Here is a 22,572-nt window from a genome sequence, read left to right on the forward strand (position 1 = left end):
CCGCTACCTATTCGGGCGCTTATGACCGAATAACCTCCAGAAAGTATTGAAAATAGGCGTAAGCGTCTCTGCGCTAATACGCTCAAGTCGTAAGGAAGGGAGAGCCGCCTCATCGCGATAAGCCGTGGTTCCATTAAAATGGTCGCGTTGAAGATCATAACCCCTAATGTTGAGGATCGTTACAGCTACGACCCATGGTCCGGATATGCCCATCTGAGTTAGACGATTTGCTGCTGTCATCGCCTGATCACACAGGCCACCTTCGAAATAATTGGCGAACACTAAGCGCGCTTCGCTTTCAGATGAGGTTTGGCTGGGGCCGCCAAGCCTCCATGCTGCTTCAATGCGGCCAGATCGGTGCGTATGAGCATATCCTTCGACCATGGAAACACCATTTTCCGTCGGGAGCCCATGGATGAGCGTTCCTTCCAGAGTAGTCATCCACGACGTTGGTGAGGGCCGCCTCAAGTAAGGTTGCTGGGAGTTAAATTCGTCAAGTTCTACATCCCGTGTCTGTCGAAAGTAGTCGAGCGGCGTCAGGGATAACACAGCAGCCGGCAGTGTGCCGATTGAAAACGGCATGTTCCTGCCCTTGGCGGCAGCAACAGCTATCTCATGGATCCCAGTCAAACGGTCAGCGAGGTGCTCCCCGCCAGTAAAGGTTTCCCGAAGCTCTTGTATATCCATTTCATACTTTCCCGCACTGTTCCGGCGATAGAACCTACCGCCTTTACTTGCGACCGAGCGATGGGGCGCAATCATACTGGCCGGTATCCTTATAACAATAATTTGTTCACCGGATGCGAGTCTCAGCGCGCGTGATCGTATACCTGCTACACGTGGCTCCAGACCGTCTCTGATAATGCTCTCCAGCCTTAGAATTTCTTTGTCCGCGTCGATCATTCCTATTCCTGGAAGAGCATTTGCCTGCCCTGCCTCAGCCCCTACTCCAAGGAGAAGATCGCCTCCTTGCGCGTTCGCAAATGCAGAAACGTCAGCAAGCAGCTCGCGTTTTGCCTCGTCATTTGTTCCATAGGTTTCAGACTTAAATTCGATGTAAAGGTCTTCTGTGGTTGAATTTTCGATAAGAAATATAATATTTTCTTCTCGAATATTTTCAAATGGCACGTCCCGTAACACCTTATTTTTTCCCCTAGATATTCGTCATAAAATTTTCTACCCGCGATCACTTAGGGTAGTATTATAACTCATATCGTTCATCTGGAGTATGCGGAGTGGAATTGTGGTATGGCGATGTTGTTCGATGAACGGTCGTCCATTTTCCGGCTCTCGTCAGTATGCTCATTACGTTCGATATGAGGGGCGAGAGCCGACATCTTTCCTGACGATATAGCCGCCATTCATTGAATGGGTCGATAACGGCCATACAGGCGGGCGTTGAGGAGGATCAGGGTCAGGACTACTGTTGCGGCGGTGCCTACCGTGAGCATCATGGCGGGGGCGAGGCCGGTGCCGAACCAGGTGGCGAGGGCGGTTTGGAGCAGGGCGTTGCTGGCGGCGATGAGGTTGCCGCACTGGTAGGCGAGGCCGGGGAAGGTGGCGCGGACCGAGGCGGGGGAGAGTTCGCTGAGATAGGCGGGGACGACGCCCCAGGCGCCCTGGACGCAGAACTGGATGCAGACGGCGCCGACGGCGAGCCAGAAGGGGGAGTGGGAGAGCGCCCACAGCGGCAGGAAGGGCAGGGTGAGGAAGGCGGCCAGCGCGATGCTGTATTGGCGGCTGATCTTCTGCGACAGCACGCCGAAGAACAGGCCGCCGACGATGGCGGCGATGTTGTAGAGCACCACGATCAGCGTGATGGAGGGGTGGGGCAGGTGGCGTTCCAGCCCCAGGAAGATCTTGGGATACAGGTCCTGCGAGCCGTGGCTCATGAAATTGAAGGCGGCCATCAGGGTGATTGCGAAGACGCACAGCGCCGCGTTGTTGCGGACGATGAACCACAGGCTGGGGGGCTTGGTGGCGCGGGCGCTCTGGTCGTGCCGGCGGCGCAGCCATTCGGGGCTTTCGGGCACGCGCAGCCAGATATAGACCGCCGCCAGCAGGGCGCTGCCGCCGAGGATGAACAGCCCGCGCCAGCCGACGAAGGGCAGCAGCAGGAACACCAGAGACGCCAGCAGGTATCCGGCCGGGTAGCCGGCCTGCAGGATGCCCGAGGCGGTGCCGCGCCATGAGGGCGGGATGCTCTCCATGATCAGCGACGTGCCCACGCCCCATTCGCCGCCCAGCGCCACGCCGAACAAGGTGCGCAGCAGCAGGAAGATGGCGAGGTTGGGGGCGAAGGCGGACAGGATCTCGATCGCGGAATAGACGATGATGGTGGCGATCATGACCGGTTTGCGCCCGTACCGGTCGGCGGCGTGCCCGCACAGGAAGGCGCCGATCGGGCGGGTGAGCAAGGTGAGCGTCGGGGCGAGCAGGATGCTTTGCAGCGAGACGTGGAAACTGCGGGCGACATCGTCGAGCGTGAACAGCACGATGAAGAAATCGCAGGCATCGAGCAGCCATGCCAGAAGGGAGGCCAGGACCACATGGCGGGAGGTCGCCACGTCGTAGGTCTGCGCCTGTCCTGTGATCGTCGCCGGTGCGGCTGCCATGTCGTTCATGCCTGTTTCCATCCCTTGCAAGCGCTTTTCCGGTCCGGCGCGTTTTGCCTGCTCTTCTGTAGAGAGCATCGGTTTGGCGAAGATGCGCCTGATATTTAGTTTACCGCGGCCGTGCGATCATATTCGGGCGATGGCCCCGGCATGGCGGGGTTACAGATTGGCGATCATCTTGATGCCGACCAATGTTGCGTTGGGAATGACCGATGTTTCGCCCGGGCGCATCATATATTCGAATTCGGGATAGAGGATCAGGCCCGGCAGAACGGGCATGCTGTAATAGGCCTCCAGCACCGCCGAATGGGTTTGCGGGCCCGTGACGTATGGGCCGAGCGGCAGGCCGGCGTCCTGCCGCAGCCGCTGCCCGTAGGCCAGGCGCGGGCTCATCTGGTAATAGGAATACATCAGGCCCAGCCGGTCGAAGGGGCGCCCGGGCACGATCCCGAGCAGCGCGGTGCCGAAATAGAATTCGTCGGCGAAGGTGGAGATGCTCGGCGTATTGTGGATATAGCCGGCCATCAGGTAACCGCCGGACATCTGGCTGGTGCCCTGGGTGCGATAGATCATCTGGTCGGCCTCGATATAGAACGTGTCGCGCGGCCTGTCGGCATGGGCGCGGGTCGTTTCCCGGTCGATGGCCGGCACGGTGCCGATCATGTCCGCATAGGGCGAGGTGTCGTGCCCGTAGCCGAACTTGTAGTGGCCGACGAGCTTGTGCGGGCCGAAGAAGGGTTCCCATGTCAGTTCCACCGGTGTCTGGATGCCGGTGGTGGTCTCGCTGGCCCAGGCCCAGCCGGTATTGTCCTCGGGCTTGGGGGCGATCTTGTAGATGCCGGTGCGCAATGTCAGGTCGCGCAGCGGCCGGAAGCGCAGCGTGCCGCCCCATGAGGTCTTGGGATAGACGCTCCAGCCCGGGGGTTCGCGGATGGCCATCGGTGCGGAACATTGCATCATGAACGTGCACAGCAGCGCCGAGGTGCCGTAGGTGTGGGTCAGCGCGATGCGGCCGATATTGATGTTGAGCCGGTCGCCGAGAAACGATTTCTCGGCGTAGAGATCGGCCAGTCGGGCGGCGGCGGGGCCGTGGATGCTCCATAATTCGGTCAGCAGGACATTGCGTTCGCCGACATGGTCCCAGCCGACCTGGCGGCCTTCGCGGTTCATGACCAGCCCGTGGACGTACCATCCGTCCAGCCCCAGCAGCTTGCCCAGGTCGAACAGCATGGTCACGCGCAGGTCATGGACATAATCCATGCCCTGGGACAGGCCGCCCGCGATATTGGCCATGCCCTCGGCCTTGTAGATCATGTCGAAGGTGAAGCCGCGTTGGCTCAGCCATTGGCGCCATGGTTTGGCCTGCGGCAGCAGATTGCCCGAGGAGCGGTCGATCGCGAAATAATCGGCGCTCGGGTCGCCGGCGCGCAGGGCATCGTCCTCGGGCGCCAGCAGGGTGGAGAGGCTTTCCCCCTCGAAGAGCGGGTTCAGCCTGTCTTCGGCGAGCGGGCGCTTCTGTTTCACCTGTGTGATTGTTGCGGCCGGGCTGTTGGTCGCACCGAGGCAGGTGGATGCGGTCATGCAGAGCAATGCCACGAGCAGTGAGACGGTGAGGGATGTTCGGTCGTTGATGATGATGCGGATATCGGGCGCCTTGGTGTGGAGGGCGTCGGCAAATGGATTTGCTGCAAACGGCATTCTGTCCGGACAGGGACGTGCGCGAGAGGAGGCAGTCACCGCGAGGGACATGGTATCGTTAGCCGATTCTTTGTTATTATTTCATGATGCATGAAAACATCGTCTGTGGGGGCATTCTCAGCATTGTCATGCCGGAAGGACAATAGATGCCGGTCTGAATATAAATTATGTTTTATTCGAATGAGTTTTGCCGAAATCGAGAAATATTTTCTGAACCATTGGGTTACGGTTCATTGTGTGCCGCGCTTCACCGGGTCGTGAGAGGCTGTCTTCACCAACTGGTGACTTCAGAGACCGGGCGCTATGGGAACATGGCCGGGATTGTCGTGCATGTTTGCGAGATCGGCCAGTGCGTGATCGAGAATGTCGGCGACCAGCCGGGCGGCGGCCGAGAGATGCCGGCCCCGGTCGTGGACCAGGGACAGGGCCAGCGGACGCACCGAGGCGTGGGCCAGTCTGGTGAAGCAGAGCTGGCCGTGCGCGACCTCATCCATCACGTCCAGGGAACTCAGCAGGCTGATGCCCGTGCCGGCGGCCACCAGGGATTTGATCAATTGTACATTGTTGCTGGTTGTCGCCACCCGCGCGGTGACGGCGCAATCGGCTTCGAGGCGTGCGAAGATCGCGGCAACGGCGAGGGGGGAGGCCGGCACGATCGTCGGTTCGTCGGCGCAGAGGGAAAAGCGCGTGGATGCCAGCCGGGCCAGCCGATGGCCGGGGGGCGAGACGAAGCCCAGCGGAAACAGGGCCGCGCTGCGCACATGCAGGCTGCGTATGCCCTCCGGGTCGAGCATCAGGGCCAGGTCGGCCTCTCCGTCATCGAGCAGGCCCGCGATTTCCGCATTGTCGTGGACGCGGAGATTCAGGACGATGCCGGGATGGGTCTGCCTCAGACGGGCGATGATGCCGGTCAGGAAGGAGCGGGTCAGGGCCTCCGGCGCCACCAGGGTGACCTGGCCCCGGCGCAATCCTTTCAGATCGTCGATCTGCCGCGCCACGTCTTCGAAATCGCGATGCCAGCGGCGGGCGTGGGCGTGCAGGATTTCGCCGGCGGCGGTGAGGCGCATGCCGGTGGGCAGCCGTTCGAACAGGGAGGTGCCGAGGGCCTGCTCGCCTTGCAGGAGCTGCCGGTCGATTGCCGAGGCGGCGATCCGCAATTCATCGGAGGCGCGGCGGATGGAACCGTGGCGCGCGACGGCCAGGAAATAGAGCAGGAACCGTGAGAAGGCCGGCATGGCGGGTGCTCTGATTTTGCGAACGGGGAAGATGAAATTCTGATATATACGCGAATGCGACAGGCATGAAACCATGGTGGCCGACCCGTATTGCAGGAGGCCCCCGATGTCTGACGTTCTCCAGAGCCCGGCCCCGGCCGACAGAGCATTGCCGCGCGACTGCACCTTTCTGCCCGAGGATTGGCGGCTGCTGGCCCGGTGCTGGTATCCGGTCGCGCTGGGGCGAGAGCTGGGCCGCGCGCCGCTGGGCGTGACGCTGCTGGATGTGCCGCTGGTGCTCTATCGGGCCGGTGAATCCATTGTGGTGGCGGATAATCTGTGCCCGCATCGCGGGGTGCCGCTGAGCATGGGCAAGGGCGACGGCCAGACGATCGCCTGTGCCTATCATGGTTTCGTCTTCGGGGCCGAGGGGCGGTGCAGGCATGTTCCGGCCAATCCGGACAATAACATCCCGCCCCGGCTGCATCTGCGGACCTATCCGGCGGTCGAGTGCTATGGGCTGATCTGGACCTGTCTGGCACCGGAGGGGGAGCCTGTCCTTCCGCCCATGCCGCATTGGGATGACCCGGCCTTTCAGCAGATCACCTGCCCGTGGATCGACATTGCGGGATTTGCCGGGCGGCAGGTGGAGGGGTTCATCGACGTGGCGCATTTCGCCTTCGTTCATACCGAGACCTTCGCCGATCCGGGCAATGCGGTGGTGCCGCCCTATATGCCCGTCCCGACGCCGAGCGGTTTCGAGGCCGAATATCGCAGCAGCGTCGGCAATTATCCGATCGGCGTGTCGGACCGGGGGCGGCCGGGGTTTGAATGGCTGCGCCATTTCCGCGTGCATGTGCCCTTTACCGCCACGCTGGAGATTCATTTCCCCGATGACGGGCGGCTCGTGATCATGAATGCGGCCTCGCCGGTTTCGGCGCGGAAGACCCGGATGTTTGCGCCCATCTGTCGCAATTTCGACAAGGAAATGCCGATCGAGGATGTCTACGCATTCAATCGCCGGGTCTTCGAGGAGGATCGGGCCATTGTCGAGGCCCAGAGGCCGGAGAACCTGCCGCTGGACCCTACGCTGGAAGCGCATGTGATGGCCGATCGGAGTTCCATCGCCTATCGGCGGGCGTTGCGGGCAAAAGGATTCAGCAGCTTCTTCACGGCTTGAAAACCTGTCTGGACATGCGCGCTGGCGGCGATCCGGCGCGCATGTCCAGACAGGTTTTGATCAGGTTCCAGGTGCGGCAGGGGCTTGTCGGGGCGGGCACATTCCGCGAGGAGAACAGGACGTTCCGTGGTGTGAAGGAAGGGCGTCTTGTTCCTCCGGCAGTTGACCTATCTCGTGGCGCTCGATCGGTTTCGCCATTTCTCGCGCGCGGCGGAGCATTGCGGTGTGTCGCAGCCCGCGCTTTCGGCGGCGATCCGGCAGTTGGAGCATGAGCTGGGGGTGACCATCATCCGCCGCCGGCAGCGGGTGCTGGGCCTGACGCCGGAGGGCGAGCGTGTGCTGGCCTGGGCGCGGCAGAGCCTCGCGGCGCTGGACGGATTGCGGCAGGAGGCCGGTTTTGCCCATGAGGTCGCGGGCGGCAGTCTGGCCATCGGTGTCATGCCGCCGGCCCAGCAACTGGCGCCGCTGCTGATGGAGAGCCTGCGCGCCGCCATCCCGGCGCTGCATCTGGAACTGACCGTCGCGGCGCATGGCGACATCCTGCGCGGGCTGGCCGAACAGCGTTTCGGGCTGGGTATCGTCTATCTCGACCAGTTGCCGGCCGGCGGGTTGTTCGAGGCCCACGAACTTTATGTCGAGCAGCATGTGCTGGTCGGTGGTCCGGGTATTACCCTGCCGGGGCGTGTGCGTTGCGCGTGGAGCGAGGCGGCCGGGTTGCCGCTGTGCCTGCTGGACCGTTCGATGCGCAGCCGCCAGATCGTCGATCGGTGTTTCGCGGAGGCGGACCGCACCCCCGATGTGCGGTTCGAGACGAATGCGCTGGAGCTGTTGCACGTGGAACTGCGGGCGGGGCGTCTGGCGTCGATCCTGCCGGTGGCGGCATTGCCGTCGCGCACCGGTGGGGTGCCGTTTCAGGTCCGGCGGCTCGATCCGTCGCCGACCCCTTCGGTCGGGCTGGTGCGGGTGCGGCAGACGATGACCAGTGCGCTGATGGCGCGGTGCTGGCAGGTTGCGTCCAGCCTTGTGCTGACGGATGTGCTGGCTATGTAGGAAGGATGTTCTTTTTTGAAAAAAAGAACCAAAAAACTTTGATTCGTTCTGGAGTTTTTTGCTGGGGCACGCGATGGCCCTGAACGGATCAAAAGTCTTTTTGCTTCTTTTTCTTCAGAAAAAGAAGAGAGCGTTCTCTCCCGGATCATAAGCAGCCTTTATCACCTGATCACGAGAATGACTTGGACGCCGCCCGTGGCTCCGGCCACTGTCCGCCGCCGAATGGAAGGTGGGGGCGGGCGTGATCGGGGGGCGATGGAGCTGGCTGTTCGCGCCCTCGCGGGCCGATCTGGGGTTTGCGCTCCGGACGTCGTGCGCGGCTATCCTGTCGCTGCTGATTGCGATGTGGATGGAGCTGGGCCGCCCGCAATGGGCGCCGCTGACTGTCTGGACCGTGGCGACGGCCTCGCGCGGGGAGTCGTTTTCCAAGGCGCGTTGGCGCCTGGCGGGTACGGTCGTGGGATGCTGCGTGGGGGTGGCGCTGATTGCCGCCTTTCCGCAGGAGGCGGGGCTGTTCTTTATCTGTCTCGCTGTGTGGGCCGGGCTGTGCTGCGGTCTGGCGACGGTGTTCGACGGTTATCGCAGCTACGGTTTTCTGGTCGCGAGCTTTACGGCCGCCATCGTCGCCACGGACGGTATCGCGTCGCCCGACGATGCGTTCTTTATCGCGATGGCGCGGGGGACGTATATCGCGCTCGGTATTCTCTGCGAGGCTGTGCTGGCCATGCTGTTCTCGCCCGGTCTGCGCGAGCGGGCGCGGGGGGCGCTGCTGGCGCGCCTGCGCAGCGTGTCCGCGACGGCCCGGCAGGGGCTGGAGAGCTGGCAGCGGGCTGTGCCCGGGCCGGCGACGGAAAGCGCCTTGCTGGCGGATATCATGGCGGCGTCGGGCCGGATCGAATTCGATGTGCTGGAGATGGGGCCCGCGGCCGGGCGGGTGGCCGACCATGCCCGCGCGGCATTGGCCGACCTGCTGGCCGCCGTGGCGCGGCGGCGGGCCGGTGCGCCGTGGGATGCCGTGCGGCGGACGCTGGATGCCGGGGCGCTGCATATCGATGCCATTGCGGAACCCCGTGCGGGGGATCGTTTTCGGTTTCGCACCCGTTCGGTGCGGCAGGCGACCCAGGGGCTGCGGAATGGCGCGCGCGTGGCGGCGGGTGTGCTGGCGGCGTCGGTCGCCTGGTATGTCACTGCCTGGCCGTCGGGGATCGGGTTTATTGCCTATGTCGTGCTGGTCTATGGGCTGCTGGCGACGCGTGAGGTGCCGGTGCTGGCCTCGGCCGGCTTTGCGCGTGGAGCGATGTGGTGTGCCCTTGTCGCGGGCGCCTATGTGCTGCTGGTCGTGCCGATGGTGACCGCGCCGGAGATGCTGGCCTTTTGCCTGCTGGTGCCCATGGTGGTCGGCGGCCTGGCCGCGCGCGCGCCGCGCCTGGTCAACCATGCCTTTTCCTTCAACATGTTTCTTCCGGTGCTGATCGGGCCGTCCAATGCCGGCCGGTATGACGAAAGCGCCTTCCTGAATGGGACGATGGCGTTTCTGGCCGCCGTCTTCTTCGCGGGCGCGATGTTCCGGCTGGTTCTGCCTTTCCGGCCCGACGAGCATCTGCGGCGCACGATGGGCTGGGCGGAACGGCGGTTGTCCGGGCTGGCGACGAGCCGGAGCGTGCCTTCGGCGCGCGCCTGGCTGATGACGAATGCGGACAGCATGGTCCGCGCCGTCCGCACGGGACGCGATGTGCCGGGTGAGCGGCTTCTTGCCTATTTCGCGTCCCATATGGCCGTCACGGTGCGGGGGATGTGCGTCCTTGAAATTCGCGAGGCCATGGCGGATTGCACGCTGCCGGTGCCTGTTGCCCGGCGGCTGGCGGCGTTTCTGCGTGCATGGACACGCGATCCGGCGCGGGCGGCCCCGCTTGTGCCGGCGTTGCTGCGCCGGGCGGACATGCAGGCTCCCGAAAGGGAGGATCTGGCGACCGCGCTGCGGGCCATCGTGCGGCAGGACGGGCATCCGCCTTGTGCGACAGCGATGGAGGAGGGGCTGTAGGGTCCCGCTTCGGGCTTTGCGCGGGGCGTGCCCGGTCGGGGCTGCGTTGCCGGCGGCACGGGGCTGCGATCCGGCGGCAGCGCGGCTGGCGCTGCGCCAGGGCTGGTGATGGCCCGATCGTGCCGGAAGAGAGTATCAGCGGTGCCGGAGGAGGCCTTGAAGGATATTTCTCCAGTGGTATGGATGGATAGAATCTTGCTTCTCTGCCTTTGAAGAAAGACATGCTCGGTGAATTCTCTGTTTTTGTGTGTTATTCGCGAGCATGATCTTCGGATAGTCCTGGTCGCCGCCTTTCTCTGCGGGGTGGGATCATGGGTAACGGCGCGCCTGTTTCGCCGGGCGTTGCAGACGAGTGGGTTGCAGCGGGTGGGGTGGCATGTGCTGACCGCCCTGGCCACGGGTGTGGCCATCTGGTGCACGCATTTCATCGCGATGATGGGCTTTCGGGCCGGGGCGGGCGTGACGTTCGACCCGTTGCTGACCCTGCTCTCGCTGTTCATCTGCATCGTCGGGAGCGTGCTGGGCTTTATCGCCGCCGGCAGTCGCGTCGTTCCATGGCCTTCGGTAGTGGGAGGTGGCCTGCTCGGCTCTTCCATCGCGGCCATGCATTATGTCGGCATGATGGCCTTTCACGTCCACGGGCAGGTCATGTGGGATCTGCCCTATGTGATCGGGTCGGGCATCCTGGGGCCGGTTCTGTCCATGGCGGCGCTGCATATGGCGTTGAAGCGGACCGGGGATAGCACCAATGCCATGGCGGGCCTGTTCGCCGCCGCCATCCTGTCGGTGCATTTTCTCGGCATGACGGCGTTTCATGTCGTCTCGACGGGCGAGGGCATGGTGCCCACCCATTCCGAAGCCCTGAAGACCATGACCATGGCCGTGATCGGCATGAGCCTGATCATTCTGGTGATGGGCATGGTCAGCTATCTGATCGATGACAGCACGCGGGCGGAGACCATCGAACGCTTGCGGCGCATGGCGCTGAACGACGCGCTGACAGGACTGCCGAACCGGGCGAATTTCAATGACCGGCTGGATCTGGAAATTGCGCTGGCGACCCAGCGCGGGAGCAGGCTGGCGCTGATCGGTATCGATCTCGATCGGTTCAAGGACATCAACGATCTGCGGGGGCATTCGGTCGGCGACGAGGTGCTGCGCGTGCTGGGGCGCCGCATGAAGGCCCTGCAGCAGGAGGAACGCGGCGAATTCATCGCTCGGACCGGGGGTGACGAATTCACCGCGATCTGTCGCATCGGCGCATCCGGCGATGCGGAGGGCTTTGTCGACCGGATCGAAAAGGCCCTTTCCCTCCCGATCAAGACTGATGACCTGGAAATCTCGTCCGGCGGCAGCCTGGGGGTTGCGCTCTTTCCCGACGATGCCGCCGACAGGAAAAGTCTGATCAACGGCGCGGACCTGGCGATGTATCGCGCGAAATCGAACCCGTTGCGGCGGGTCTGTTTCTATGAAGCCGGCATGGACGAGCGGGTTCGCGAGCGGCGTGCGCTGGCGGCCGACCTGCGTGACGCGATCGGCCGTAACCAGCTGACGCTGCATTATCAGGTCCAGACCATCGTATCGACCGGGCGCATCCGGGGCTATGAGGCTCTGCTGCGCTGGACGCACGCGAAGCGGGGCCAGATTCCTCCTGGCGAGTTCATTCCGCTGGCCGAAGAGAACGGGCTGATTCTGGCGATCGGGGAGTGGGTGCTGCGCACGGCGTGCCGTGAAGCCGCGACGTGGGAGCCGCCCTATACGATTGCGGTCAATCTCTCCGCCGTGCAGTTCGTCAACGCCGACCTGCCGGCGGTGGTCCGGGCGGTTCTGGCCGAGACCGGGCTGGCCCCGGAGCGGCTGGAGCTGGAATTGACGGAATCGACCATTTTCGCCGATCGGGAACGGTCGCTGGAGATGCTGCGCCAGATCAGGGAGCTGGGTGTCAGCATTGCCCTGGACGATTTCGGTACCGGCTATTCGTCGCTGGACACGCTGCGGTCGTTCACCTTCGACCGGATCAAGATCGACCGGTCCTTCTTCTGTTCCTCGGCGGCGACGACCCAGACCATGGCCATTATCCGGGCCGTCCTGGCGTTGGGAAAGAGCTTCGGCATTCCGGTGATGGCCGAGGGCATCGAAACTTATGACCAGCTTTCGATGCTGAATGCCGAAGGCTGCGAGGAAGCGCAGGGGTTCCTGCTGGGGCACCCGGTCACGATGGAGGACATTATCCGCAAGGGGCAGGTCGCGCGGGTGGAGGGCGTGGCATGAACATCAGCTGGCCCTTCGGCCGTGAAGGCTGGTTTTCCACCGCCGAGATCGAGAGTGCCGAGCTGGCCGTGGCGCGGTATCGCCGATGTGCGCAGCACCTGCCGACGATGTATGTCGTCCTGATGGTCAATGCGTGGCTGCTTGCCGCCGTCTTTGCCCGGCAGGCGCCCGACTGGCTTTCGATCTTCTGTCCGGCCGTGGCCAGCGTGTTCTGTGCCTTCAGGATGCGGTCCTGGTTTCAGGCGCGCAGGAGCGAGCCGACGCTGGAGCATGTCCAGGCCGCGTTGACCAGGACCGGCCGGCTTTCCGTCGGGCTGGTCCTTGTCCAGGCGGTGTGGGCGTTTGCGCTTTATCCCTATGGTGACGAGGCGACGCGCTCTTTCCTGTTCTTCTACATCGCTACCACGACGCTGTCGGTCATATACTGTCTGGCGCATCTGCGGGTCGCGGCGATCCGGCTGGCGATCATCGCCAATGTGACGCTCCTGATCCTGTGCCTGTTGAGCGGGACGTCGATCCATCTGGCGGCTGCCGTGAGCCTGCTTGTCGATTCGGTTGGCGGGATCGGCGTGCTGACCAGCACCTATCGCGATTTTTCGAAAACCGTGAATGCGCGTGCCGAGGAATTGCGGCGGGCGAAGGAGCAGGAACTGCTGCTGCGGATGATCGACAACATGCCCGTGGCGGTCATGACGGTGGAGCCGCAGACCTATATCATCAACTACGCGAACCAGATGTCCAAGGCGCTGATCCGCAGTATCGAGCATCTGCTGCCGATCCGTGCCGATGACCTGATCGGCACCTCCATCGACGTGTTCCATCGTTCGCCGGCCCATCAGCGCGGTATTCTGGCCGATCCGAGCAACCTGCCGCACAATGCGCGCATCCGCCTGGGCAACGAGGTGCTGGACCTGAAGATTTCCGCCATCACCGCCCGGGACGGCCATTATATGGCGCCCATGCTGACCTGGGCACTGGTGACGAAGGAGGTCGAGGCGGAAAACCGCATCCGGCATCTGGCGCATTACGACGCGCTGACCGATCTGCCCAACCGGGTCACGTTTCGCCGGGAGCTCGAAGAACGTCTGGCCTCGCCGGGCAATCGCGTCGGGCTGCTGTATGTCGATCTGGATGGTTTCAAGCTGATCAACGATACGCGCGGGCACCAGACCGGCGATGCCTTGCTGCAGCAGGTCGCGGCACGGCTGAAAATGGTCTGCAACGGCCCAGCCGTTACGCTGACCCGGCTGGGCGGGGACGAGTTTGCCGTGCTGCTGCCCCATGATTCCTGCCAGCAGGCCAAGGTGCAGGCCGACCTGATCGTCGCCGCGCTGGGGGCGCCCTTCGATCTCGATTACGATCGGACGCTCCAGATCGGGGCGTCGGTCGGTATTGCTCTGGCGCCGGAACATGGCGGGGAGCCCGATATCCTGCTGTCGCGGGCCGACATGGCGCTGTATGCGGCCAAGGAGGCGGGAAGGGGAACGTCGCGGCTGTTCTCGCCCGACCTGGAGACGCGCATGCAGGAGCGCGTGCGTCTGGAAGAACGGCTGAGGTCGGCCCTGGCCCGCGAGGACGGGCTGTTCGTCTTCTACCAGCCGATTGTCGATCTGCAGTCCGGGCAGGTCACGTCGCGCGAGGCCCTGGCCCGCTGGCATCATGCCGAGCAGGGCTGGATTTCTCCTGGCAGGTTCGTGCCGGTGGCCGAGCAATGCGGGCTGATCGACCAGTTGGGTGCATTCGTCCTGAACCGTGCGTGCCAGAGCGCCGCGCAATGGGCGGACGAGGCGCATGTCGCCGTCAACGTGTCGGCGACTCAGTTGGGCAAGGGCACGTTGATCGATGTCGTCTCGGCGGCGTTGTCCAGCTCGGGCCTGCCGGCGGAGCGGCTGGAGATCGAGGTGACCGAAACGGCGCTGCTGGCCGACGAACATCGCGGTATCCAGGACCTGCTGGCCCTGCGCGAGATGGGGGTGCGCGTTTCGCTGGACGATTTCGGCACCGGCTATTCGTCGTTGGCCCATCTGCGGACCTTCTCGTTCGACAAGATCAAGATCGACGGCTCCTTCGTCAGGGATGCGCTGGAGCGGCCGGAATGCGCGGCGGTGGTCCGGGCCATTGCCGATCTGGGCAAGCGGCTGGGGGTGCGGATCGTCGCCGAAGGGGTCGAGACCGAGGACCAGCTTGCGCTGGTCCGTGCGGAAGGGTGTCGGGAGGTGCAGGGTTATCTCTACGGACGCCCGGCCCCGGCGGACACGGATGCGCCGCTGGTGGCCCGGCTCAACAGAAGGCGGTGAGGGGCTGTTTCAAGGCCCGGCGCGGGGGCTATGTGGGTGGCGGATCGTCCTGTCGGGCCCAGGGTGGCAGTGCGAACGCGTCGACGAAATAATCCAGCAGCGCGTTGACGCGCGCGGGGCGAAGCGGGCTGGGGGGGGTGACCAGGTAGAGCGCGATCGGCGATGCCTGCCACTCCGGAAGGATGATTTCCAGCGATCCGGCCTGAAGACTGTCCCAGATCATGAATTCGGGGAACAGGCCGAATCCCAGTCCGGCTTCGAGCGCCGGCAGGAAGCCTTCCGCATTGTTCGCGCGCAGGCGGGATGCCTGGGACAGCACGTAATCCTTGCCGGACGGCGCGTGGCGCAGGCGGATCGTCCCCGGGGCGGAGGTGTTGGTGTAGACGAAGCTCTTATGCGCTTCGAGATCGCGCGGATGGGTCGGCCGGCCCGTCGCATCGAGCCAGGCGGGGGTGGCGACCAGCAGCAGCCTGACCGCGCAGAGCCGGCGGGCCCGCAGCGAGGAGTCCGCCAGCGAGGAGATCCGCAGTGCGATGTCGTAGCCCTCGGCCACCAGATCGACGATCGCGTCGCTGAAATCGAGCGTGAGGTCGATGTCGGGATAGCGTTGCAGGAAGGCGGGCAGGACTGGCGAGAGGTGCTTGACACCGAATGTCATCGGCGCCGCGATGCGGATCAGGCCCGAGGGTTTCAGCGTGCCGTCCCGGGCTTGGGCCTCGGCGGCTTCGGCTTCGGCGATGATGCGGCTGGCATGGCCCAGGGCGTGGCGGCCCATGTCGGTCAGGGATAACTGGCGCGAATTGCGGTTGAACAGGCTGGCCCCCAGAGCCTGCTCCAGCCGGGTCACGGCCTTCGAGACGGTGGGCTTGGACAGTTGGATGTCCTCTGCCGCGCGTGCGAACGACCCCCATTCGGCCACTTTGGCGAAGATGGCCCAGGCTTCGAAATCGGGCAGTCGCATGAAGAGCGGCCTTTTTGGAAACGGTCAGACGGGTCTCTTTCCATATATTTTCTGTCGGTGCCCGTCCAGACGGGGGCTCCGACAGGCTCCGGGGGCGGAAAATCCGGAAACGAAGGGTTTCGCTTCCTGCCGTATCGGAGTGCTGCGGCGGGGGCGTAGGGTCCGTTCAGAAACATCAGACTGGAGGGATCACGATGATCGAGGTTCGTTCGTTCGCGGAACTGGGCCATGCCGACCATGGGTGGCTCGATGCGAAACATCATTTTTCCTTCGCGGATTATTACGATCCGCGTCGGATGCACTGGGGTGCGCTGCGTGTGTGGAACGATGACGCCATTGCGCCGGGGACCGGTTTCGGCACCCATCCGCATCGCGACATGGAAATCATCACCTATGTGCGCGAAGGGGCCATTACGCATCAGGATAATCTGGGCAATACGGGGCGCACCGAGGCGGGCGACGTGCAGGTGATGTCGGCCGGCACCGGTATCATGCACAGTGAATATAATCGCGAGCCCGGCAGGACGCGCATCTTCCAGATCTGGATCATGCCCGACCGGGCGGGGCATGCGCCCTCGTGGGGCACGCGGACCTTTCCCAGGGGCGAGCGTGGCGGGCGGTTCGTGGTGCTGGCCTCGGGCTACGATGCCGATACGGCGGGCGATGCCTTGCCGATCCATGCCGATGCGCGGGTTCTGGGCGCGACCCTGAAGAAGGGGGAGAGCGCGGAATACCGGCTGGGTGTGGAGCGGCTGGGTTATCTGGTCCCGGCCAAGGGCAGCGTGGAGATCGAGGGCCGGACGGTCGGCACGCGCGATGGGGCGGCGGTTTCGGAGACCGACGTGCTGACGGTGCGCGCGCTGGAGGATGCCGAGATCGTGCTGGTGGATGTTGCGCCCTGACGGGAGCGTTGTCTGAGCCTGCTCCGCCCCCGCCCTTTACGGCGGGGGCGGGCACGGCTGCTTGATTTTTGCCGCGTGGCGTCGCTTCATGCCGGCATGACGATCAGACTGGACGATAGCTGGAAGACGGCTCTGGCCCCCGAATTCGATGCGCCCTACATGCAGGCGCTGAAGGATTTCCTGCTGGCGGAAAAAGCGCGCGGCAAGGTGATTTTTCCCAGGGGGGCGGAATATTTCCGGGCGCTGGACCTGACCCCGCTGACGGACGTCAAGGTCGTGATCCTGGGGCAGGACCCGTATCATGGCGAGGGCCAGGCCCATGGGCTGTGCTTCAGCGTGCGGCCCGGCGTGCGCATTCCGCCGTCGCTGGTCAATATCTACAAGGAACTCCAGAGCGATCTGGGTATTCCACCGGCTCATCACGGCTATCTGGAATCGTGGGCGAAGCAGGGTGTCCTGCTGCTGAACAGCGTGCTGACGGTGGAGCGGGGCAATGCGGCTTCGCACCAGAAGCGGGGATGGGAGCAGTTTACCGATGCGGTGATCGCCCGCGTCAACGAGCAGCGCACGCCGGCTGTCTTCATGCTGTGGGGGGCCTATGCCCAGCGCAAGGCGGCCTTTGTCGACCAGTCGCGGCATCTGGTGCTGAAGGCGGCGCATCCGTCGCCGCTATCGGCGCATAACGGGTTCTTTGGCTGCCACCATTTTTCCAAGGCCAATGCGTTTCTAGCCGGCCATGGGCTGACGCCGATCGACTGGCGGTTGTCGGCGGAGCCGCCGAGGGATGTTTGACGTTCTTTTTTGAAAAAAAGAACCAAAAAACTTTGATTCGTTCAGGAGCCTTGTGCCGGGGATGCACGATGCTCCTGAACGGGTGAAGTCCGGGTAGGGGCTGCGGCCGGTTTTTCCGGCCATGAAACATGGTCAGAGGGCTCTGGCGGGATGTAGGTTTCCGGCCGGGCAAAGACTCTGTCCGGCACAGGTGCCGATGGGCAGGGCCGTGACACCGTCGCCCAGCAGGCCCGGCTTCCGGGCCGAGCGGAGCTGGTCGAGCCCCTGATGCAGGATCACCGCGCGCACCATGCGGCGGCCATCCTTTAGGCGCCAGCGTTCGAAGGCCAGGGTCGTGTCGGGGGCTGTCGGGTCCGGCTGGTCGGTGAAATGCCAGTCCAGGCCGAAGATCGTCCCCAGCATGTCCAGCGTCGTGTCATGTCCGGCGAACAGGACCAGCCTGGCGTCCGGCCCGATTGCGCTGTGATCGGGCAGGGTGACCGGGCGGTCGGTCAGCAGGTCGACGATGGCGCGTGACAGGACCGAACCGCGCGGGATGGCGATGGCGGGCAGGCGACGGGTCAGCGTTGAGGCATAGATATGTGCCGGCAGGATCGTGGCCAGCATGGCCGGGCCGTCCGGCGTGCCCCAGGCCACCTGTTGCGGCCCCATGCCCTGGGCGTAGGCCAGCATTATGTTTTCCGCGATCGTGGCCGCCAGGATGGGGCCGCCTTTCAGGTGCGGTGCCCTGGGCGGGCCGGACAGGGAAAGGCCGTCGGTCAGGCAGGGGCCGGTCCGGCCGGCGCAGCCATCCGGGGCGACCAGCGTCTGGAGTCGGGCCAGCGCGTCCTGGACCGGCTGGGGCCGGTGGTCGCGGTCTTGGGCGATTTCCTGGTCCAGCGCGGCGGTTACGCGGGCCTGGTCCAGGGTCGCGGCGTTGGCGCCGAGGGCGTTGAAGAACGGGTCCGCGTGACCTGCCGGCAGCGCGCGGGATGTGAGGCCGCAGCGGGGGGCGAGATGTTCGGCCATGATCGCGCCGCTCTGGCGCGTGCGGTCGTCGGCGGCGTCGGCCCAGATTGCGACCGCGCCGGGGGCGGGGCAGCCGGTGGTGGGGAGGAGGCCGAACTGGCGGTAACGCTGGTCCAGCGCATCCGTCATGGCGGCCAGCGCCGCGCGGCCATGTTCGGTCAGTTGTCCCGGCGCGACTGGCCAGGAGGGCCAGTCGCGGCCGGTCTGGGCTTTCAGTTCCGCGGGTGGCCTGGTGGGGCTGCGGATGCCGTGGCGGGCGACCAGCACGATTTTTTCCAGCGTTGCGCCCGCGATGGCGGGGGCGCCGGGTACTTCGCCCGGGATGGCCGCCCGGGAGTTGCCCCCCAGCGTTGCGGCCAAGAGGAGGGCGGCGCCGAGGGTGCGGGTTGCAGGGCGGGTTCTCATGGCAGGGTCATCGACAGGTTGAAGAAGACGCTGCGGCCGGACAGGCGCCAGTAGAGCGGTGCGCCGTCGGGATAGCCCGCGCTGGCCGCAGACTGGTTGCCGGCGAAATCGCTGATGGCGTGGCTGTCGAACAGGTTGGCGATCTTGAGGCTGGGGGTCAGGTCGCTCATGAAGCCGGCCAGATGGTGGAAATGCCAGCCCAGGGCAAGGTCGGCGGTCGCGGTGCTGCCGATGCGATACTGGTTGGCGAACACGGTGTGGCCGTCGCTGTCCGTGGTGCTGTCCAGCCCCCAGTGATTGCCGACGAACTTGCCGATCAGCGAGAAATAGGGGCCCTTGCCGTTGTCGTAGAGCAGGCCGAACGAGGCCAGCACGTTCGGGGTGGCGGCCACGCGCACCTGGGTGTGTTTGTACTGGGCGTCGTTCACGCTGTAATTGCCATAGAGCGAGAAGCCGGCGCCGATGGCGTATTGCCCTTCGATCTCCAGGCCCTTGTAGACGGCGCCGCCGCTGTTGACCGAGGTGCTCTGGGTACCGATGCCGGGGACGTTGATCTGGGCAGAGGCGATGTAGTTCGAAAAATCGATGTAATAGGCATCGGCCGAGACGGTCCAGCGCTTCTTCTGGAGCACGGTGCCGACCTGGTAGTTCAGCGTGGTCTCCGGGCGGACGCTGCCGACATTCTGGGTCTGGAAGACGCTCATCGGCGGGGCGAGGAAGCCGCGTGCGATCTGGCCGTAGGCGCTCCAGCCCGGCAGGATGATCTGGTTGATCGCGATCGACGGTTGCCAGGAGGTGAAGGTCTGCTGGTCGTTCAGCGGCACCTTGGTCGATTTGTTGATCGCCGCGTCATAATCGCGGTGGAAATAGGAATATTTGATGCCCGGCTTGACCGTCATGCCCTTCATGGGATGCCAGTCGAATTCGAGATAGGGCTGGACCGTCGTGTTCAGGTCGGAAATATCGTAGCTGTACGCGGAACCGTTCTTGCCCGGAACCGGAATGGCGCCCTGGCTGAGATCGACGGCATAGGTGTAGCGCCGGTCGTCCTGCACATCGGCCCAGACGCCCATCAGCACGTCGCCAACCGGAGTGCTGGCCCGGAAGCGCATCGTATCGCCGTAATCGCGGAAGCTGGCGCGGGCATATTTGCCGGGAATGTCGGTCTTGTAGGTGGCCAGTTTCTTGCCGGCGGTGGAATAGAAGGTCACGCCGTTGGCGGAGGCGTCATTCTGGCTGGCGTCGGTCGATTCGGTGTAATCATGGACAAAGCCGTTGGTATACAGCTTGTTTTCGAATGTCAGCCACGGGGCGAGGCGCGTCTTGAGATTGACGTAGCTGAAATCGGACTGGTAGGTGCTGGGATTGTAGCCGTAATAGCATTGCAGCGCGCGGTCGAAGCACAGCCCGTAATTATTGCCATATTTGGCGTATTCGGCCAGCGTCGCGCCCTGGGTGGTATACTGCCATTCCTTGTCATAGGTCGTGAGCAGGGTCAGGGTCGTATGCTCGCCCAGGTCGATCACGTCCTTGAACAGCAGGTTGCTGCGCCGTTCGGCCGATCCGGTCAGGTAGCCGTCGGTTTCCTCATGCTGCACGTCGAGCACCATGGAGCCGAAACGGGTCTTGCCGCTGTCGATCTCGACCCCGCCGGCGCGGGTGTTGAAACTGCCGTAGGTACCGTAAGGCGTAACGCCGAACTGCTTCGCCGGCGCGCGGGATTCGAAGCCGATCGTGCCGCCGAAGGTTGCGTTGCCGCTGGTCGATGCCGTGCCGGGGCCGCGATCGACCTGAACCTGATCGAGAAAATGCGAGATGAACAGAGAGGATGTCGTGTGATGCAGGTCTGACGCATCGCCGAACGGGATGCCGTCGAACGTCATGTTGTACTGGCCGTCCTGGAAACCGCGCAGGCTGATGGTCTCGGCCTTGCCCATGCCCGGGCCGTTGGGGTTCTGCGACCAGATGCTGGGCTGGAACTTGATGATATCGTCCACGCTGGCCAGCGGGATGATGTTGTTGGTGATGAAGCGCTTCTGGATCACCGATGTCGGCTCGGTGATCGTCAGCGGTACGGTCGAGGGAGCCAGGCGTTCGGCGCGCCGGATGACGGTGACCTCTTCGGTATCCTTCTGCGCGGCGCGGGCGGACTGGTTGGGATGGGGCGCTGTGCCCGCCGGGCCTTCGATCAGAAATCCGCCGTCATGCTGCGGCACGGCGTGCAGGCCGCTGCCCTGCAGCAGGCGGGTTGCCGCATCTTCGACGCTCAGCGTGCCGTCCACGGCCGGGGCGCGGCGGTTGCCGATTTCGCTGCTGGCGAAGAGGATGTCCCGGCCGCTGATGCGCGCCAGTTCTTCGAGCGATTCCGCCAGGGGCTGGGCGCGCAGATGCACGGTGACGGGGGCGGGCGTGGCGGTGCCGGCATGTGCCGGCTGGAGGCCGGCGATGGCGGTGGAGATGACCAGCAGGGCGGCCAGGCGTTGCGGAGAAGGGTGAGGAGACGGCGAGCGTGACATCGGGGGGAGTCCTGTCTGTGGCGCCGGTTGCGCCGGCTTACAGGCGTGACGAACTTCCGCGACGAGTCCTCAATGTTTTTGGCTGTGTTTCATCAAAGCTTCACAATCCGTAGGGTGGTGCCGTCTTCGATGCGCACGGGGAGCAGGTGCATCAGGGCACGGGCGAAGCCTGCCATGTTGCCGGTATGGTACAGCCCGCTGATCCGCAGCGCGCCGATGCCGGGCGATGCGATTTCCATCTTTCTTTCGCTGTAGCGGTTCATGTCCGCGATCGCCTCGGCCAGGGGGGTATCGCGGAAGACGACGCGGCCCGTGCGCCAGGCGATCAGATCGTCCAGTCTCGGATGGTCGATGCAGGGGGGCTGGCCGGTGCGCAGGATCAGGCGCGTGCCGCGGCCGATGGTGATGGGGCTGGCCGACCCCGAGGCGGGAATGGCCGTCAGCGTGCCGTCTAGGACCGTGGCGGCCAGTCCGTCATCGAGCAGGCTGATATCGAACTGCCCGGCGGAGGATGTCAGGGTGCCGGTTGCCGTTGCCAGGCGCAGGGGGAGCGCACCGCCGGGCAGCGTCAGGGCGATCCGCCCGCGGGCCAGCCATGCTTCGTCGCGACCCATTCTGGGGGAAAAGACGATCATGCTCTGGGTATCGAGCAGCAGGTCGGCGCCGCCTTGCAGGGTGCAATGGTGCCGTTCGCCGGTTGCGGTACGCAGGACCGTCGCTTCGGCCGGTGCGCCGGGCAGGCCGAACAGGCTGGCCGCCAGCCCGATGCCGCCCGCCAGGACAGCGCGGCGCGACGCCGTGTCGGTGTTCTGCCGGCCATTATGCCTGAGCGTCGCCGAGGAGGCCCAGACGCCGGACATCAGGGAAAAGACCTCGCGATGGCGCGGATGTTCGTCCAGCCATGCGGTGAAGCGGCGCTGTTCGTCCTCGGTGCAGTCTTCGGCCCGCAGACGTACCGACCAGCGGGCGGCGGTCTGGATGGTGCTGTCGCTCATGCCGCGTCGCCGTCCAGCAGGGCCGTCGTCAGGACGCACAGGGCCTTGCTGATCTGTTTTTCGACCGTGCTGACGCTGACGCCGAGTTGGGCGGCGATGGTGCGGTAGGGCAGGTGATCCAGCCGGTGCATCAGGAAGATGCGGGCGGTGCGCGCATCGAGCGCTGCGAAGGCGGCCGAGAGGCGGGCCAGTTGCTGCCGGCCCAGCACCACGGCATCGGGCAGGGGCAGCGGGCAGGCGATGGAGTCCGCCTGCTCGGGTGGCAGGCTGACCAGGCTGACCAGGCTGACCAGGCTGTCGCGGCGTTCGCGGCGATATTCGTCGATGGCCAGGTTGCGCGCGGCTCGGAGCACATAGGCTTCGGTATTGGCGATGCCGGTATGGCCGCGTTCCAGGATGTGGAGCAGGGCCGTCTGCAGGAGATCTTCGGAATCGTGCCGGCCGGTCAGGCGGCGAATGCGGGCATGCAGCGACGCCCAACCGGTCTGCCGGATTGCCCAATCCGTCATGTCCCTCGCGCCCTCGTTCCGCTCTGTCCGGTATCGGAGCGGACCCTAGAAGGACGTTCCGGTCCTGTCATCGGCGCGGGACCGGGACCGGAACGTTATTCTTTAAATCTTCATGATC

At 64.5% G+C, this 22,572-nt stretch carries 16 protein-coding genes; 7 read left to right on the forward strand and 9 right to left on the reverse strand.

Annotated elements, in window-relative coordinates; genetic code table 11:
* Positions 1-3: 3 nt before the first annotated feature.
* The 4 genes from HLH35_RS14245 to HLH35_RS14260 all read right to left on the reverse strand — a co-directional run bounded on the left by HLH35_RS14245 (position 4) and on the right by HLH35_RS14260 (position 5,548).
* Positions 4-1,140, reverse strand: a complete 1,137-nt coding sequence (locus HLH35_RS14245; protein WP_182979775.1) for an RNA-binding domain-containing protein — start codon at positions 1,138-1,140, stop codon at positions 4-6.
* A 221-nt stretch (positions 1,141-1,361) separates the two neighbouring features.
* Complete coding sequence (locus HLH35_RS14250) at positions 1,362-2,615, reverse strand: MFS transporter (RefSeq protein WP_246385122.1); 1,254 nt, start codon at positions 2,613-2,615, stop codon at positions 1,362-1,364.
* A 159-nt stretch (positions 2,616-2,774) separates the two neighbouring features.
* The gene (locus HLH35_RS14255; RefSeq protein ID WP_246385123.1) at positions 2,775-4,196 is read right to left on the reverse strand and encodes a carbohydrate porin; all 1,422 of its coding nucleotides are present in this window, start codon (positions 4,194-4,196) and stop codon (positions 2,775-2,777) included.
* A gap of 404 nt (positions 4,197-4,600) precedes the next feature.
* The gene (locus HLH35_RS14260) at positions 4,601-5,548 is read right to left on the reverse strand and encodes a LysR family transcriptional regulator (protein WP_182979778.1); all 948 of its coding nucleotides are present in this window, start codon (positions 5,546-5,548) and stop codon (positions 4,601-4,603) included.
* A gap of 106 nt (positions 5,549-5,654) precedes the next feature.
* On the opposite strand from HLH35_RS14260, the gene HLH35_RS14265 reads away from it, so the two are divergent.
* The 5 genes from HLH35_RS14265 to HLH35_RS14285 all read left to right on the forward strand — a co-directional run bounded on the left by HLH35_RS14265 (position 5,655) and on the right by HLH35_RS14285 (position 14,366).
* A complete protein-coding gene (locus HLH35_RS14265; protein ID WP_182979779.1) occupies positions 5,655-6,707 on the forward strand; it encodes an aromatic ring-hydroxylating oxygenase subunit alpha in 1,053 nt (350 codons plus the stop codon).
* A gap of 147 nt (positions 6,708-6,854) precedes the next feature.
* Positions 6,855-7,757 (forward strand): LysR family transcriptional regulator, encoded by a 903-nt coding sequence (locus HLH35_RS14270; RefSeq protein WP_182979780.1) that lies wholly within the window; start codon positions 6,855-6,857, stop codon positions 7,755-7,757.
* A 241-nt stretch (positions 7,758-7,998) separates the two neighbouring features.
* Positions 7,999-9,798, forward strand: coding sequence for an FUSC family protein (locus HLH35_RS14275; RefSeq protein ID WP_338029361.1), 1,800 nt, complete (start codon positions 7,999-8,001; stop codon positions 9,796-9,798).
* 228 nt (positions 9,799-10,026) lie between these two features.
* Complete coding sequence (locus HLH35_RS14280) at positions 10,027-12,069, forward strand: EAL domain-containing protein (protein WP_182979781.1); 2,043 nt, start codon at positions 10,027-10,029, stop codon at positions 12,067-12,069.
* Positions 12,066-14,366 carry a putative bifunctional diguanylate cyclase/phosphodiesterase gene (locus HLH35_RS14285; protein ID WP_182979782.1) on the forward strand — a complete coding sequence of 767 codons (2,301 nt, stop codon included), beginning with the start codon at positions 12,066-12,068 and terminating at the stop codon, positions 14,364-14,366. Before HLH35_RS14280 ends, HLH35_RS14285 begins: the two co-directional genes overlap by 4 nt.
* A 28-nt stretch (positions 14,367-14,394) precedes the next feature.
* On the opposite strand, the gene HLH35_RS14290 is transcribed toward HLH35_RS14285, so the two are convergent.
* Positions 14,395-15,327 (reverse strand): LysR family transcriptional regulator, encoded by a 933-nt coding sequence (locus tag HLH35_RS14290; protein WP_182979783.1) that lies wholly within the window; start codon positions 15,325-15,327, stop codon positions 14,395-14,397.
* Positions 15,328-15,521: 194 nt separating this feature from the next.
* Here HLH35_RS14290 and HLH35_RS14295 point away from each other — a divergent pair, with 194 nt between their 5' ends.
* Both HLH35_RS14295 and ung read left to right on the forward strand, forming a co-directional pair.
* Positions 15,522-16,229, forward strand: coding sequence for a pirin family protein (locus HLH35_RS14295; protein WP_182979784.1), 708 nt, complete (start codon positions 15,522-15,524; stop codon positions 16,227-16,229).
* A gap of 75 nt (positions 16,230-16,304) precedes the next feature.
* Complete coding sequence (ung, locus tag HLH35_RS14300; protein ID WP_456305639.1) at positions 16,305-17,021, forward strand: uracil-DNA glycosylase; 717 nt, start codon at positions 16,305-16,307, stop codon at positions 17,019-17,021.
* 132 nt (positions 17,022-17,153) lie between these two features.
* Here ung and HLH35_RS14305 read toward each other — a convergent pair whose 3' ends face one another.
* The 4 genes from HLH35_RS14305 to HLH35_RS14320 all read right to left on the reverse strand — a co-directional run bounded on the left by HLH35_RS14305 (position 17,154) and on the right by HLH35_RS14320 (position 22,454).
* Positions 17,154-18,434, reverse strand: a complete 1,281-nt coding sequence (locus HLH35_RS14305; RefSeq protein ID WP_182979785.1) for a histidine-type phosphatase — start codon at positions 18,432-18,434, stop codon at positions 17,154-17,156.
* The gene (locus HLH35_RS14310) at positions 18,431-20,950 is read right to left on the reverse strand and encodes a TonB-dependent receptor domain-containing protein (RefSeq protein ID WP_182979786.1); all 2,520 of its coding nucleotides are present in this window, start codon (positions 20,948-20,950) and stop codon (positions 18,431-18,433) included. The genes HLH35_RS14305 and HLH35_RS14310 overlap by 4 nt, the downstream gene beginning before the upstream one ends.
* Positions 20,951-21,042: 92 nt before the next feature.
* Entirely contained in the window at positions 21,043-21,945 is a 903-nt protein-coding gene (locus HLH35_RS14315) for a FecR family protein (RefSeq protein ID WP_182979787.1), read from the reverse strand.
* Positions 21,942-22,454, reverse strand: coding sequence for an RNA polymerase sigma factor (locus HLH35_RS14320; protein ID WP_182979788.1), 513 nt, complete (start codon positions 22,452-22,454; stop codon positions 21,942-21,944). Before HLH35_RS14320 ends, HLH35_RS14315 begins: the two co-directional genes overlap by 4 nt.
* Positions 22,455-22,572: the final 118 nt, after the last annotated feature.

Origin of the sequence: Gluconacetobacter asukensis, assembly GCF_014174375.1 — a bacterium.
GTDB classification, from domain to species: domain Bacteria; phylum Pseudomonadota; class Alphaproteobacteria; order Acetobacterales; family Acetobacteraceae; genus Gluconacetobacter; species Gluconacetobacter asukensis.

What these genes read in the sequence shown, in the direction of transcription:
- HLH35_RS14250 (WP_246385122.1), bottom strand. Translation starts at nt 2,615, where the DNA reads ATGGCAGCCGCACCGGCGACGATCACAGGACAGGCGCAGACCTACGAC.
- HLH35_RS14255 (WP_246385123.1), bottom strand. Translation starts at nt 4,196, where the DNA reads ATGACCGCATCCACCTGCCTCGGTGCGACCAACAGCCCGGCCGCAACA.
- HLH35_RS14260 (WP_182979778.1), bottom strand. Translation starts at nt 5,548, where the DNA reads ATGCCGGCCTTCTCACGGTTCCTGCTCTATTTCCTGGCCGTCGCGCGC.
- HLH35_RS14265 (WP_182979779.1), top strand. Translation starts at nt 5,655, where the DNA reads ATGTCTGACGTTCTCCAGAGCCCGGCCCCGGCCGACAGAGCATTGCCG.
- HLH35_RS14285 (WP_182979782.1), top strand. Translation starts at nt 12,066, where the DNA reads ATGAACATCAGCTGGCCCTTCGGCCGTGAAGGCTGGTTTTCCACCGCC.
- HLH35_RS14290 (WP_182979783.1), bottom strand. Translation starts at nt 15,327, where the DNA reads ATGCGACTGCCCGATTTCGAAGCCTGGGCCATCTTCGCCAAAGTGGCC.
- HLH35_RS14295 (WP_182979784.1), top strand. Translation starts at nt 15,522, where the DNA reads ATGATCGAGGTTCGTTCGTTCGCGGAACTGGGCCATGCCGACCATGGG.
- HLH35_RS14305 (WP_182979785.1), bottom strand. Translation starts at nt 18,434, where the DNA reads ATGAGAACCCGCCCTGCAACCCGCACCCTCGGCGCCGCCCTCCTCTTG.
- HLH35_RS14310 (WP_182979786.1), bottom strand. Translation starts at nt 20,950, where the DNA reads ATGTCACGCTCGCCGTCTCCTCACCCTTCTCCGCAACGCCTGGCCGCC.
- HLH35_RS14315 (WP_182979787.1), bottom strand. Translation starts at nt 21,945, where the DNA reads ATGAGCGACAGCACCATCCAGACCGCCGCCCGCTGGTCGGTACGTCTG.
- HLH35_RS14320 (WP_182979788.1), bottom strand. Translation starts at nt 22,454, where the DNA reads ATGACGGATTGGGCAATCCGGCAGACCGGTTGGGCGTCGCTGCATGCC.